The organism is Rathayibacter sp. AY1B8, from assembly GCF_002932775.1.
In the GTDB taxonomy this organism is placed as follows: domain Bacteria; phylum Actinomycetota; class Actinomycetes; order Actinomycetales; family Microbacteriaceae; genus Rathayibacter.
Genome location: NZ_PSWJ01000007.1, coordinates 77,738 through 91,220 on the forward strand (window position 1 = coordinate 77,738; position 13,483 = coordinate 91,220).

A 13,483-nucleotide genomic window follows, 5' to 3' on the forward strand; every position below is an offset into this window, starting at 1 on the left:
GTGCGTCGGTCGGTCGTGCAACGGAGCCTGGAGCTCCGGCCGGTGCGAGCGGGACGAGCCCCCTGACACTGCTCCGAGCCTAGCCGCTGAGCCGCGAGGGCTCGGCAGGCGGGCCGGATTCGCCGTGCCTTGCGCCTCGTGTGGCGCTTTGCTACGGCCACGGAGGACGCAGAGAGGGGCCGGGCGGCGGATCGCTCCGCCACCCGGCCCCTCCTGGACGCCCTACGCCGTGAGAGCCGGGAGGCTCTTGCGGCTGGTGAGCACCTGGTCGATCAGCCCGTACTCGAGCGCGTCGCTCGCGCCGAGGATCTTGTCGCGGTCGATGTCCTTCTTGACCTGCTCGATCGAGCGGTTCGAGTGGTGCGACAGCGTCTCCTCGAGCCACTCGCGCATGCGCATGATCTCGGCGGCCTGGATCTCGATGTCCGAGGCCTGGCCCCCGCCCTGCTGCACGGCGGGCTGGTGGATGAGGATGCGCGCGTTCGGCAGCGCGAGGCGCTTGCCGGGCGTTCCCGCGGCGGTGAGCACGGCGGCGGCCGAGGCGGCCTGGCCGAGCACGACCGTCTGGATGTGCGGGCGGATGTACTGCATCGTGTCGTAGATCGCCGTCATCGCGGTGAAGGATCCACCGGGCGAGTTGATGTACATGACGATGTCGCGGTCCGGGTCCTGGCTCTCGAGCACGAGGAGCTGGGCCATGATGTCGTCCGCGGAGGCGTCGTCGACCTGGACGCCGAGGAAGATGATGCGGTCCTCGAAGAGCTTGGCGTACGGGTCCTGGCGCTTGTAGCCGTAGGCCGTGCGCTCCTCGAACGTGGGGAGGATGTAGCGCGAGGACGGTGCGGCTCCGGAGCCGAACGCCGTTCCGCCGAAGGTGGGTGTGGTCATTGTCTGTTCCTGATCTCTCGGCGCGTTCGCTGGACTACTCGTCAATGGCGGTTCCGCCACCGCCGGCCACGTCGGTCGCCGACGAGCGGATGTGGTCGACGAAGCCGTAGGCGAGGGCCTCCTCGGCGCTGAACCAGCGGTCGCGGTCGCCGTCCTCGTTGACCTGCTCGACGGTCTTGCCGGTCGCCTTGGCGGTGATCTCGGCGAGGCGCTTCTTCATGTCGAGGATGAGCTGCGCCTGGGTCTGGATGTCGGAGGCCGTGCCGCCGAAGCCGCCGTGCGGCTGGTGGAGGAGCACCCGCGCGTTCGGGGTGATGTAGCGCTTGCCCTGGGTTCCGGCGGTGAGGAGCAGCTGGCCCATGGAGGCCGCCATCCCGATGCCCACGGTCACGATGTCGTTCGGGACGAACTGCATCGTGTCGTAGATCGCCATGCCCGCGGTGATGGAGCCGCCGGGCGAGTTGATGTAGAGGTAGATGTCCCGCTCGGAGTCCTCGGCTGCCAGGAGCAGGAGCTTCGCGGCGATCTCGTTCGCGTTCTCGTCGCGCACCTCGGAACCGAGCCAGATGATCCGGTCCTTGAGCAGGCGGTCGAAAACACTGTTGGGCATAACCATGTCGGCCATGTATTGCTCCGTTTCAGTTGTCGCTTCGGAGGCGAATCTATCGGACGCCGCCAGGCCGATCCGGCCGTGTTCGCCCGGGGCGGAGCGGGAGTCGCCCGTGTTCGCCCGGGGCGGACCGGAGCCCCGCAACGAGAGGAGCCGCCCTCCGACGGATCGGGGGGCGGCTCCTGACGTGCTCGCGGGGACTACTCCGCGGCCGGGGTCTCCTCGGCGGGAGCGGCGGCCTTCTTCTTGGCCGGCGCGCGCTTCTTCTTGGGGGCCGGGGCGGGCTCCTCCTCGGCGGCGGGCTCCTCGGCGACGGGCTCGGCGGGGACCTCGGCGTCGGCGGCGGCCCGAGCCTCCTCCGCGACCTCGGTCTCGTCCGAGGCGACGGCCTCGTCGGAGGCCTCGACGGCCTCGTCGTCACCGGGGACCGCGGTGAACGCGGTCAGGTCGACGGCGTTGCCCTCGGTGTCGGTGACCTTCGCCTTGCCGAGGACGATCGCGAGCGCCTTGTTGCGGGCGACCTCGCCGACCATCTGGCCGATCTGGTTGTTCTCGGACAGGATCTTGATGAACTCGTTCGGCTCCATGCCGTACTGCGCCGCACCCTGGATGAGGTACTGCGTGAGCTCGTCCTGGCTGACCTGGACCTTCTCCTGCTCGACGACGTGGTCGAGGAGGATCTGCGTCTTGAAGGTCTTCTCGCTGGCCTCCTTGACCTCGGCGCGGTGCTCGTCGTCCTCGAGGCGGTTCTCGCCCTCGAGGTGGCGGTGCACCTCGTCGTCGACGAGACCGGTGGGCACGGGGACCTCGACGAGGGCGAGCAGCGCCTCGACGAGCTTCTCGCGGGCCTCGCCGCCCTGGCCGAAGGTCTTCTGCTGAGCGGCCTGCTCCTTGAGCGACTCGCGCAGCTCGGCGATGGTGTCGAACTCGCTGGCGATCTGCGCGAAGTCGTCGTCGGCCTCGGGGAGCTCGCGCTCCTTGACGGCGGTGAGCGCGACGGCGATCTCGGCCTGCTCGCCGGCGTGGTCGCCGCCGAGCAGCGGAGCGGTGAACGTGGTGCTCTCGCCCGCGGTGAGCGAGTCGAGCGCCTCGTCGATGCCCTCGATCAGCTCGCCCGAGCCGAGCTCGTACGAGATGGCGTTGGCGGTGTCGACCTCGACGCCGTCGATGGAGGCGACCAGGTCGATCTGCGCGAAGTCGCCGGTCTTCGCCGGGCGGTCCACGGTGACCAGGGTGCCGAAGCGGCTGCGGAGCTTGTCCAGCTCGGCGTCGACGTCGGCGTCGGTGACCTCGGCCGCCTCGACGGTGAGCTCGATGCCGTCGTAGTCCGGGACGGTGATCTCGGGCCGCACGTCGACCTCGATGGCGAGCTCGAGGTCGCCGGTGAAGTCCTTGTCGCTCGGCCAGGCGACGATGTCGGCCTGGGGGCGGCCCAGGGGGCGGACCTCGGTCTCGCGGACGGCCTCGCGGTAGAAGCCGTCGAGGCCCTCGTTGACCGCGTGCTCGAGCACCGCGGCCTTGCCGACGCGCTGGTCGACGATGGCGGGCGGGACCTTGCCCTTGCGGAAGCCGGGGACGTTGATCTGCTCGGCGATGTGGCCGTAGGCGTGCGTGATGCTGGGGCCGAGCTCGTCCGGGGTGACCGAAATCGCGAGCTTCACGCGGGTCGGGCTCAGCTGTTCTACCGTGGTCTTCACGTGAGGGGATCTCCTGTGCTGGTTGGTGTCGGCGCCGGATGACGGTCGTCACGGGTCGATGTCGTCACGATGAGTACTCGTGGTCGGGGCGACAGGATTCGAACCTGCGACCTCCCGCTCCCAAAGCGGGCGCTCTAGCCAAGCTGAGCTACGCCCCGGATGCGCGGGCCTGGGCACCGTGCGTGAGACTCTCGTCGAGCCGTCCCCGCACGTGCGCTTGCGCGACACGCCGAAATGGCCTTCGCAAGTGTACTGCACCGCGGCAGCGGCGACCGGAACCGCGCGGCGGAGGACGACCGGGGTGTCCACGGTGCTCGCGCGATGTACTACGCTGTCCTGGTGCCCGGTCGAGAGACCCGGTCGCACCGGTTCGCGGTCGTCAGACCAGCGATCCGGGGCTGTAGCTTAGTGGTAAAGCCTCTGTCTTCCAAACAGATGATGCGAGTTCGATTCTCGTCAGCCCCTCTCCTCTCGAAGAGCCCCGGACGTCCGGGGCTCTTCGTCGTTCCGAGGCGTTCCGGGCGTGCTCAGCCGACCGCGCCGCGGTGCTCCTCCGTCAGGGCGAGGTACGAGGCGGCGTTCCGGCGGATGCCCTCGCGCTCCTCCTCCGTCAGCTCCCGCCGGACCCTCCCGGGGACGCCCGCCACCAGCGAGCCCGGCGGGACGACCGTCCCCTCGAGGACGACGGCGCCTGCGGCGATCAGCGAGCCGGTGCCGACGACGGCCCCGTTCAGGACGGTCGCGCTCATGCCGACCAGCACGTCGTCCTCGAGGGTGCAGCCGTGCAGCACCGCGTTGTGCCCGACCGAGACTCCGGCGCCGATGACCGCGTCGTAGTCGGCGTCGACGTGGACGACGACGCCGTCCTGGAGGTTGCTGCGGGCGCCGAGCTCGATCCGCGCGTGCTCGGCGCGCAGGACGGCGCCGTACCAGACGCTCGCCCGCTCGCCCAGGCGCACGGAGCCGATCACGGTGGCGCCCGGAGCGACCCACGCGGTGTCGGCGATCTCCGGGGCGCGTCCCCCGGTCAGGGCGAGGACGCGGGCGCCCTCCGCGGGACTCGACGGCATCGGGTTCTCCTCTTCTCCGGTGGTCAGCGCCCGGCGCGCAGGAAGGCGAGGACCGCCAGCACCCGCCGGTGGTCGGAGCCCGAGTCCTCGAGCCCGAGCTTCTGGAAGATCGCGGTCACGTTCTTCTCCACGGCGCCCACGCCGACGAAGAGAGCGGAGGCGATGCCCGCGTTCGTGCGCCCCTGGGCCATCTGCTCCAGCACCTCCCGCTCCCGCGGGGTCAGCGAGGCGAGCGGGTCGCGGTTGCGCTGCAGGAGCGAGGCGACGACCTGCGGGTCGAGGACGGTTCCGCCCGCCGCGACGCGCTCGACGGCGTCGCGCAGCTCGTCCACGGAGGCGACCCGGTCCTTCAGGAGGTAGCCGAGTCCGCCGTCGCCGGAGCCGAGCAGCTCCTGCGCGTAGGTGACCTCGACGTACTGGCTGAGCAGGAGGACCGACACGTGCGGGTAGCGGCGGCGGATCTCCAGCGCCGCGCGGACGCCCTCGTCGCGGAAGGTCGGCGGCATCCGGACGTCGAGCACGGCGACGTCGACCCCGGCCGGGTCCCGCGCCAGATCGGCGAGCAGGGCGTCCGCGTCCCCGAAGGCGCCGACGGAGGCGAACCCCGCGTCCTCGAAGAGGCGGACCAGGCCCTCGCGCAGGAGGACCGAGTCCTCGGCGATGGCGACGCGGATCACGGGCACGCCCTCAGGATAGGACGGCCGGGCGGTAGGGGACGTGCACCCCGACCGTGGTCGGCCCGCCGACCGGCGACTCCACGCTCAGGATCCCGCGCAGGCCCCGGACGCGCCCGCCGACCCCCTCGAGACCGTGACCGGCGACCGGCGACGCCCCGCCGACTCCGTCGTCGACCACCCAGGCGTCGAGCCAGCGCTCCCCCGGAGTGCCGGAGTCGCGGGTGTCGAGATGCACCCGCACCGATCGGGCACCGGAGTGCTTGGAGACGTTCGCGAGCAGCTCGGCGACGACGAAGTAGACGCTGCGCTCGACCTCGGGCGGCACGTCCGCCACGGGGTGCTCGGTGAGGACCTCGACCGGCACCGGGCTGAGCTCGGCGAGCGAGTGCACCGCCGCCTCGAAGCCCCGGTCCTGCAGGATCGGCGGCGCCACGCCGCGGGAGAGGGCGCGCAGCTCGTCGAGCGCGGCGCGCACGTGCTCGAGAGCCTCGTCGACCAGGCGGGCGGCGGACTCCGGGTCGGCGGCGAGTCGGTTGCGTGCCGAGGCCAGGTCCATCTGGACCCGGATCAGGCGCTGCTGCGGGCCGTCGTGGATGTCGCGCTCGAGCCGGCGCAGCGCGCGGTCCTCGGCGGCGACGGCTGCGCCGCGGGAGGCGCTCAGCTCGGCGACCTCGCGCTGGAGCGCCTCCGACTCCCACGGGCCGAGCAGGAGACGGTCGACCAGCCAGTGCAGGAGGGAGAGACCGCGGGTGGCGAACGGCAGGGTCGAGACGAAGAGGACGGTCGTGGCGACCGTCGCCGCGGCGACCAGTCCCGCCGGAGGCTGCGGGGCGCCCAGCAGAGCTGCTCCGCTCTCGGCCAGCAGGCGGGCCGGACCGGGGGCCCCCGTGAGCGCGGCGGCCACCGTGCCCGGGCCCGCCCAGGTCCACAGCGCCAGGAGCAGTCCTGACAGCAGCGCGAGCGCCGGAGCCACGACGAGCGTGTGCAGGAGAGCGAGCCAGTAGTGCCCGTCGATCACCGGACCGTAGAGGGCGAAGGTCGACGGAGTGACGGAGGAGGGCGGTCGCCGCCACTGCGGCCGGGGGACGGCGGGCCGTCCGGCCAGCACGTCGAGGCCGACAGCGGCTCGGGAGAAGAAGCGCGCCGTGTAGAGGGCGGCGGGCAGGAACACCAGGCCGATCAGGACTCCGACGAGCCCGAGCGCGACGGCCAGCGCGACGCCGGCGCAGAAGGCGCCGAGGAGCGCGACCGGGATCGCGGCCACCAGCGCGACCACCTCCCGGGGCAGTCCGCGCCAGAGCCGGAGGTAGGCGCGCGAGGCCTCGCCGAGGGCCGTCGATGCTCCGCTCATCCGCGCCTCCTGTCCGCTCCCGCCGCCGCCGCGACCCGGTCGAGCGTACCGGCGGCACGGCTCCGGGCACCCGGGGGGAAGCCCCCGTGACGCCCCTCCGCGACCGAGGTGAGCCTGTCCTTCACCAGACTGAGCCGAGCCTGCGCTTCCTTGCGGCGCCGGGGGATCTGCGTACTGTTGACGATCAGTCACCCCCTCTCGAAAGGACCAGACGATGTCCACCACGTCCGTCACGTCGCTCACCTCGTCGAACCCGGATGTCGCATCCGGAGTCGCCCAGTTCCTCAGCCCCGTCGTCGTCGAGATGACCGCGCTCGCCGTCAACGGCAAGCAGGCGCACTGGCACGTCCGCGGCGCCAACTTCATCGGCGTCCACGAGCTGCTCGACGCGATCGTCGGCCGCGCCATCGAGTGGGCCGACCTCGCCGCGGAGCGCGTCGTCGCCCTCGGCCTCCCGGTCGACGCCCGCATCCAGACCGTCGCCTCGGCGACGCGGTCCGAACCCCTCACCCCCGGCTTCCAGCGCTCCGAGAACGCGATCGTCGAGATCATCCGCCAGATGGACGTCGCCATCGCGACCGTCAACACGGCGATCGCCGAGCTCGCCGAGATCGACGCGAGCAGCCAGGACGTCGCGATCGAGATCGGCCGCGGCCTCGAGAAGGACCGCTGGTTCCTCTTCGCCCACGTCAGCGAGAGCTGAGCACCGCGCCTCGACCGGCCCGCGGATCCTCGGATCCCGCGGGCCGTCGTCGTTCCCGGGCCCGTTCGCGCGATCCGGAGCAGCCGGTGTCGCGACGGGCGCGGGTCAGCCGCCGTGCGTGAAGCGGCCCGCCAGGAGGGTCGCGGCGACCGGCATGGATCGGAGGGCTCCCGCGTCGGCGGCGAGCGGATCGCGGTCGACCACCACGAGATCGGCGGGATCGCCGGCCGCGGGCCTGAGCCGGCGCACCCGGGTCGAGGCGACGATCGCCTCCTCGACGCTCACCCGCTGCTCCGGATGCCAGGGCTCGTCGCCCGGCAGCGCCCGCGCGACCGCGGCCGAGATCGCGACCCACGGGTCGAGCGGAGCGACCGGAGCGTCCGAGCCGAGCACCACGCGGGCCCCGGAGTCGAGCAGCGAGCGCAGCGGGAACGCCCGGCCGGTCCGTCCCGGCCAGTACCGCTCCGCCACCTCGCGGTCGTCCAGCGCGTGCGCGGGCTGCACTCCGGCCTCCACGCCGAGCGCGGCGAACCGCGGAAGGTCGGTCTCCGCGAGCAGCTGAGCGTGCTCGATCCGGCCCCCGCCGACCCGGCCGAGCGCGTCCAGAGCCAGCGTCGCCGCGGCGTCTCCGATCGCGTGCACGGTGGAGCGGATGCCCCCGGCGGCCGCGCGGGCGAGCAGCTCGTCCAGCTCGGCGGGCTCCACGGTGAGGACGCCGTAGCCGTCGTGGTCGGCGTAGGGGTGGGCGCAGTAGGCGGTCCTCGTGTTGAGGGAGCCGTCGATCAGGACCTTGAGCGGGCCCATCCGCAGCAGGCCGTCACCGCCGTCGAGCTCGTCGCCCGTGCGCAGTCCCTCCGCGAGGGCGCGGTCGAGGTGGTCGCGGTAGACGCCGGTGTCGACGCGGAGGGAGCGGGTTCCGCCGTCGACGCGACGGGTCCAGTCCCCCGCGTTCCAGCGCATCTCGAGGTCGACGACGCCGACCACCCCGCGGGCCGCAGCCCGCCGGGCCGCCGCGTCGGCGAGCGCGTCGAGCTCGTCGTCGCCGAGGGCTCCGAGTGCGGTGACGAGCTCGAAGCAGGCGTCCTCGCGCAGCAGCTCGGGCTCGGGAGCGACGGCGTAGCGCCGGTACGCGGCGGAGTTCAGCCAGGCGCAGTGCAGGTCGCCGCTGATCAGCACGACGGGCCGCTCCGGAGAGACCTCGTCCAGGAGCGCGGTCGTCGGCGGCTCCGGCCAGAGGCCGTCGCGGAAGCCGAAGCCGATCAGCGTGCCGGTAGCGGGCTCCTCCGCCAGGCGACGTCGAACCGCGTCCGCCGTTCCGCGGGCCGAGTCCGCCGACGAGACGTCCAGGCGCGGGACGGTCATCGCCCACTGGGAGAAGTGGACGTGCTCGTCCCAGAGGCCGGGGAGCACCCAGCGCCCGTCGAGGTCGCGCACCTCGTCGCCCGGGGCGGCGGCGGCGTCCGGTCCGACAGATTCCACGCGGCCGTCGCGCAGGAGCACGGCACCGGGTCGGGACGAGCCGAGGAGGCGGGCGCCCCGAAGAAGGACACCGCCGGTCATCGGGCGGCCTCGCGGAGCGCGGGGCGGACGGCGCGGGACCGGGCCGGCGTCTCTCCACCGGCGCTCACGACTGGCACACCGGGCACCAGTAGAGCTTGCGCGCGCCGATCTCCTCGAGCAGCACGTTCGTGCCGCAGACGCGGCAGGGCAGGCCCTCCCGCTTGTAGACGTAGTTGCGCTCGGCGCGGCTACGGACGGCTTTCGAGCGCTCGGTCTTCGTGAGGCCGCGGCGCGTGATCATCATCCCGGTCCGGATGCCGTCCTCGAGCAGGTCCGCCCAGTCCCGCCACAGCTCCTGTGCGAGCTCCAGCGGCACCTGCTTGCCGGGAGTGTGCGGGTCGAGGCCGGCGCGGTAGAGCAGCTCCGCGCGGTAGATGTTGCCGATGCCGCTGACAACGGACTGGTCCATCAGCACCAGCCCGACCGGCGTCGCCGTCCTGCGGAGCCGGTTCACGAAGCGGTCGCGAGCCTCGTCGGAGTCGTCGTCGGCCGGATCCGGACCGAGGCGGGCGAGGAGGGCCTCCACCTGGGCGGGGTCCATCACCTCGCAGGCGGTGGGGCCGCGCAGGTCGGCGACGGTCTCCTCCGTCATGATGCGCACGCGCACCGCGCCCACGGGCTTCGGCGGGAACTCGTCGAGATCGGAGTCGGTCTCGTGCTCCGTCTCGGAGAGGCGCACGGCGCGGCGGCGCCGGGGAGCGCCGATGCTGCTGCCGGCCTTCCCGTCCGGGAACAGCGGCGAGACGTGCCCGAGGAAGTCCCACGCGCCGTAGAGGCCGAGGTGGACGTGCAGCGTCAGGTCGTCCTCGAAGCGCAGCAGCAGGTGCTTGCCGACGGCCGTGGACTCGAGGACCTCGCGCCCGTCGAGGAGCGCGGCTCCCTCGGTGAAGCGGCCCTGGGGGCTGCTGGTCGCGACGCGGTGCCCGACGACGTCGCGCTCGAACTGCAGGGCGATCCGATGGACGGAGTGCCCCTCGGGCACTCAGCGCTCCTTCGCGGCGGAGTCGACGACCCGGCCGGCGATGTCGCCGGTGGCCTCGTACTCGGCGAGCTGCGCGATGCGGCGCACGTGGCGCTCCTCGAAGGTGAAGGGCTCGGCGACGAACGCGTCGATGAAGCCGGTGGCCTCCTCGACGGAGTGCTGGCGGGCCCCGATCGAGATGACGTTCGCGTCGTTGTGCTGGCGGGCCAGCACGGCGGTGCTCAGGTTCCAGACGAGCGCCGCGCGCACGCCCGCGACCTTGTTCGCCGCGATCTGCTCGCCGTTGCCCGAGCCGCCGAAGACGACGCCGAGGGCCTCGACCCCCGCCTCCTGATCGCGGACGACCGCGGCGGCGGCGTTGATGCAGAAGGACGGGTAGTCGTCCAGCGGGTCGTAGGACGTGGGGCCGTGGTCGATCACGTCGTGACCGGCGGCGCCGAGGTGCTCGATCAGGTGACGGCTGAAGTCCAGCCCTGCGTGGTCCGTGGCGATGTGGATGCGCACGAGAGAACTCCTCCGGAAGAGCCGTCTGGGGCCCGCGGTGCCCGGGCCGGGAGTCAGAGTACCGCGAGTCGGCTCAGTCGAACTGCGGGTCGCGGGTCCGCGAGCGCTTGAGCTCGAAGAAGCCGTCGAAGGAGGCGGCGGCGACGATGCCGTCCCAGAGGGTCAGCGCCTGCTCGCCCCTCGGGATCGGCGAGATGACGGGGCCGAAGAAGGCGACGTCGCCGATCGCGATGACCGGGGTGCCGACGTCCTGGCCGACCCGCTCGATCCCGTCGAAGTGGGAGGCGCGCATCGGCTCGTCGTACTCGTCCGAGTCGGCGTGGGCGGCGAGCTCCGCAGGCAGGCCGAGCTCGGCGAGCGACTCGGCGATCACCGCGTCGACGTCGGTGCGCCCGCCCGGGTGGATCCGGGTGCCGAGCGCGTCGTAGAGCGGCTTGACGTGCTCGCGGCCCTCGCGCTCGGCGACGGCGGCGACCAGGCGGGTGTATCGCAGCGCGCGCGGGAGGAAGGCGCGGTACGAGTCGTCCACGTCCTTGTCCTCGTTGAGGACGGCGAGGCTCATGATGTGCCACTGCACGTCGAGGTCGCGCGCGGGGGTCACCTCGTCCACGAATCGCGAGGTCATCCAGGCCCACGGGCAGGAGGGGTCGAACCAGAAGTCCACAGAGGTCATGGGGACACGCTACGCCGCTCGCCGCGGCCGCGTCCGCGCTCCCCGGCGGCTCCGCAGGATCGGCGCCACGGGGCTCCATGGCGGGTCCCGGCAGCTCTAGGGTGGATCGGCGGCGCCCGCACCCCGGCGCCCGCGGCAGCGCCCGAGACGAACGGATGGAGCACCCCCGTGCCAGGAGACAACCTCACCCGGAGCGAGGCGCAGGAGCGCGCCTCGCTGATCCAGGTCCACGACTACGACATCGCCCTCGACCTGACCCGGGGAGCCGAGACCTTCCTCAGCACGACCACGGTGCGCTTCTCCGCCACCGAGGGCGCCTCGAGCTTCATCGACGCCGTCACGGGCACGGTCCACTCCGTCACCCTCAACGGCGCGGAGCTCGACCCCGCCGACGTCGCCGACGGCGTCCGCATCCGCCTCGACGCCCTGGCCGCGGACAACGAGCTCACCGTCGTCGCCGACATGCTCTACACCAACACGGGCGAAGGCCTGCACCGCTTCGTCGACCCCGTCGACGGCGAGGTGTACCTGTACTCGCAGTTCGAGGTGCCCGACTCCCGCCGCGTCTTCGCGGTGTTCGAGCAGCCGGACCTCAAGGCCGAGTTCCGCTTCACCGTCACCGCGCCCGCGCAGTGGCAGGTCGTGTCGAACCAGCCCACTCCCGAGCCGGTCCCGGCGGGCGAGGGGATCGCGACCTGGAGCTTCGAGCCCACCCCGCGCATCTCCTCCTACATCACGGCCCTCGTCGCCGGACCCTACGTGGTCGAGACCGACTCGCTCGTCTCCTCCGACGGCCGCACCATCCCGCTGGGGGTCTTCGCCCGGGCCTCGCTCGCGCCCTTCCTCGACGCCGACTACGTGTTCGAGAAGACGAAGCAGGGCTTCGCCTTCTACGAGGAGAAGTTCGGCGTCCCGTACCCGTTCGCGAAGTACGACCAGCTGTTCGTCCCCGAGTTCAACGCCGGCGCGATGGAGAACGCGGGAGCGGTGACCTTCACCGAGACCTACGTGTTCCGCTCCAAGGTGACGGACGCGATCAAGGAGCGCCGGGTCGTCACGATCCTCCACGAGCTCGCCCACATGTGGTTCGGCGACCTGGTCACCATGAAGTGGTGGAACGACCTCTGGCTCAACGAGTCGTTCGCCGAGTACGCCTCCACCCTCGCCACCGCGGAGGCGACGGAGTGGACCGAGGCGTGGACCACCTTCGCCGCGATGGAGAAGAGCTGGGCCTACCGCCAGGACCAGCTGCCCTCGACCCACCCGATCGTCGCGACCATCAACGACCTCGAGGACGTCCAGGTCAACTTCGACGGCATCACCTACGCCAAGGGCGCCTCGGTGCTCAAGCAGCTTGTCGCGTGGGTCGGCGAGAGGGAGTTCCTCGCCGGCGTCCACGAGTACTTCGTCAAGCACGCCTTCTCGAACACGGAATTGCGCGACCTGCTGGTCGAGCTGGAGGCCACCAGCGGGCGCGACCTCACCGAGTGGTCGGCGCAGTGGCTCGAGACGGCCGGCGTGAACACGCTCCGCCCCGAGATCGCGGTCGACGAGAGCGGAGCGATCGCGTCCTTCGCGATCCTGCAGACCGCGGTCGAGGAGTACCCGACGATCCGCCCGCACCGCCTGGCGATCGGCCTGTACGACTTCGAGGGCGAGCGCCTCGTCCGCGTCGACCGCCTCGAGCTGGACGTCGACGGGGAGCGCACCGAGGTGCCCGAGCTGATCGGCCGCACCCGTCCGGCGCTCGTGCTGCTCAACGACGACGACCTCGCCTACGCGAAGGTCCGCCTCGACGACGCTTCGCTCGCCGTGGCCGTCGAGCACCTCGCGAGCATCGACAGCCCCCTGGCCCGCTCGCTGGTCTGGGGCTCGGTCTGGGACTCGACCCGCGACGCCGAGTCGGCGCCGCGCGACTTCGTCCGCCTCGTCCTGGGCAACGTCGCGACCGAGACCGAGTCCACGACCCTGCGGACGGTGCTCAACCAGCTCGTCGCCACCGCCACCCAGTACGTCGCTCCGGAGTACCGGGCCGAGGTCGTCGAGGAGGCGGGCGATCAGCTGTGGACGCTCGCGCAGAGCGCCGAGCCGGGCAGCGACGCGCAGTTCCAGTTCGTGAAGTTCTTCGCCGCGATCGCGTCCACCCCGGCGCACCTCGAGGCCGTGCAGGCGCTGCTCGACGGCTCCACCGCCCTCGGCGGCCTCGACATCGACACCGACCTCGGCTGGGAGCTGCTGATCGCTCTCGTCGCCGGCGGGCGGGCCGGTGCGGACGACATCGACGCGGCGCTCGCCTCGGACAACACGGCGACCGGCCAGCAGTCGGCCGCGCACGCCCGTGCCGCACTGCCGACCGCGGAGGCGAAGCGCGCGGCGTGGGACTCCGTCACGGCCGACGACTCGGCACCGAACACGATCGTCCGCTCGACGGGCCTGGGCTTCCAGCGCGCCGCCGACCCGCGCCTGCTCGACGCGATGGTCCCGGTCTACTTCGACGCCCTCCGCACCCTCTGGGAGTCGAAGAGCTACAAGATCGCCGAGTACCTGGTCGTCGGCTTCTACCCGGCCGCCACGCCCTCGCAGGAGATCGTCGACGCCACCCGCGCCTGGCTCGACGCGAACCCGGAGGTCCCGGCGCTGCGCCGACTCGTGATCGAGAACCTGGCCGGCGTGGAGCGTGCGCTCCGCGCCCAGGAGCGCGACACCCGGGGCTGACAGCGAGCCGCCCGGTCCCCCGGCGCTCGGCGCTGCGGGACCGGGCGGCTCTC

The 13,483-nt window shown here is 72.2% G+C and carries 12 protein-coding genes and 2 tRNA genes; 3 read left to right on the forward strand and 11 right to left on the reverse strand.

Going from position 1 to position 13,483, the window contains the following annotated elements; translation table 11 throughout:
- Positions 1 to 222: 222 nt before the first annotated feature.
- From C5C63_RS06695 to C5C63_RS06710, 4 genes are all read right to left on the reverse strand, one after another.
- Positions 223 to 888 carry an ATP-dependent Clp protease proteolytic subunit gene (locus C5C63_RS06695; RefSeq protein WP_068253282.1) on the reverse strand — a complete coding sequence of 222 codons (666 nt, stop codon included), beginning with the start codon at positions 886 to 888 and terminating at the stop codon, positions 223 to 225.
- 34 nt (positions 889 to 922) lie between these two features.
- Positions 923 to 1,513 carry an ATP-dependent Clp protease proteolytic subunit gene (locus C5C63_RS06700; protein ID WP_097165884.1) on the reverse strand — a complete coding sequence of 197 codons (591 nt, stop codon included), beginning with the start codon at positions 1,511 to 1,513 and terminating at the stop codon, positions 923 to 925.
- A 185-nt stretch (positions 1,514 to 1,698) separates the two neighbouring features.
- Positions 1,699 to 3,195, reverse strand: a complete 1,497-nt coding sequence (gene tig / locus C5C63_RS06705; RefSeq protein ID WP_104325734.1) for a trigger factor — start codon at positions 3,193 to 3,195, stop codon at positions 1,699 to 1,701.
- An 80-nt stretch (positions 3,196 to 3,275) separates the two neighbouring features.
- Positions 3,276 to 3,353: transfer RNA gene (locus tag C5C63_RS06710), tRNA-Pro, on the reverse strand.
- A gap of 236 nt (positions 3,354 to 3,589) precedes the next feature.
- Between C5C63_RS06710 and C5C63_RS06715 the strand changes: the two genes are divergently transcribed.
- Positions 3,590 to 3,660: transfer RNA gene (locus C5C63_RS06715), tRNA-Gly, on the forward strand.
- A gap of 62 nt (positions 3,661 to 3,722) precedes the next feature.
- Here C5C63_RS06715 and C5C63_RS06720 read toward each other — a convergent pair.
- Genes C5C63_RS06720 through C5C63_RS06730 form a run of 3 tightly spaced genes read right to left on the reverse strand, consistent with a single transcriptional unit; the run spans position 3,723 to position 6,293 of the window.
- Positions 3,723 to 4,265: a gamma carbonic anhydrase family protein gene (locus tag C5C63_RS06720; RefSeq protein ID WP_104325735.1), complete on the reverse strand. Its 543-nt coding sequence runs from the start codon at positions 4,263 to 4,265 to the stop codon at positions 3,723 to 3,725.
- Between the two features lie 23 nt (positions 4,266 to 4,288).
- Complete coding sequence (locus C5C63_RS06725) at positions 4,289 to 4,948, reverse strand: response regulator transcription factor (RefSeq protein WP_104325736.1); 660 nt, start codon at positions 4,946 to 4,948, stop codon at positions 4,289 to 4,291.
- A gap of 4 nt (positions 4,949 to 4,952) precedes the next feature.
- Positions 4,953 to 6,293 carry a sensor histidine kinase gene (locus C5C63_RS06730; protein WP_146086364.1) on the reverse strand — a complete coding sequence of 447 codons (1,341 nt, stop codon included), beginning with the start codon at positions 6,291 to 6,293 and terminating at the stop codon, positions 4,953 to 4,955.
- A gap of 214 nt (positions 6,294 to 6,507) precedes the next feature.
- Here C5C63_RS06730 and C5C63_RS06735 point away from each other — a divergent pair, with 214 nt between their 5' ends.
- Positions 6,508 to 6,996, forward strand: a complete 489-nt coding sequence (locus tag C5C63_RS06735) for a Dps family protein (RefSeq protein WP_104232536.1) — start codon at positions 6,508 to 6,510, stop codon at positions 6,994 to 6,996.
- A 105-nt stretch (positions 6,997 to 7,101) separates the two neighbouring features.
- On the opposite strand, the gene C5C63_RS06740 is transcribed toward C5C63_RS06735, so the two are convergent.
- The 4 genes from C5C63_RS06740 to C5C63_RS06755 all read right to left on the reverse strand — a co-directional run bounded on the left by C5C63_RS06740 (position 7,102) and on the right by C5C63_RS06755 (position 10,715).
- Entirely contained in the window at positions 7,102 to 8,556 is a 1,455-nt protein-coding gene (locus C5C63_RS06740) for an amidohydrolase (protein WP_104325737.1), read from the reverse strand.
- A gap of 64 nt (positions 8,557 to 8,620) precedes the next feature.
- Positions 8,621 to 9,538 (reverse strand): Fpg/Nei family DNA glycosylase, encoded by a 918-nt coding sequence (locus C5C63_RS06745; protein ID WP_104325738.1) that lies wholly within the window; start codon positions 9,536 to 9,538, stop codon positions 8,621 to 8,623.
- Complete coding sequence (locus C5C63_RS06750) at positions 9,539 to 10,042, reverse strand: ribose-5-phosphate isomerase (RefSeq protein ID WP_104223700.1); 504 nt, start codon at positions 10,040 to 10,042, stop codon at positions 9,539 to 9,541.
- 73 nt (positions 10,043 to 10,115) lie between these two features.
- Positions 10,116 to 10,715: a DsbA family protein gene (locus tag C5C63_RS06755; protein ID WP_104223701.1), complete on the reverse strand. Its 600-nt coding sequence runs from the start codon at positions 10,713 to 10,715 to the stop codon at positions 10,116 to 10,118.
- A gap of 168 nt (positions 10,716 to 10,883) precedes the next feature.
- Here C5C63_RS06755 and pepN point away from each other — a divergent pair, with 168 nt between their 5' ends.
- Entirely contained in the window at positions 10,884 to 13,430 is a 2,547-nt protein-coding gene (gene pepN, locus C5C63_RS06760; RefSeq protein WP_104325739.1) for an aminopeptidase N, read from the forward strand.
- Positions 13,431 to 13,483: the final 53 nt, after the last annotated feature.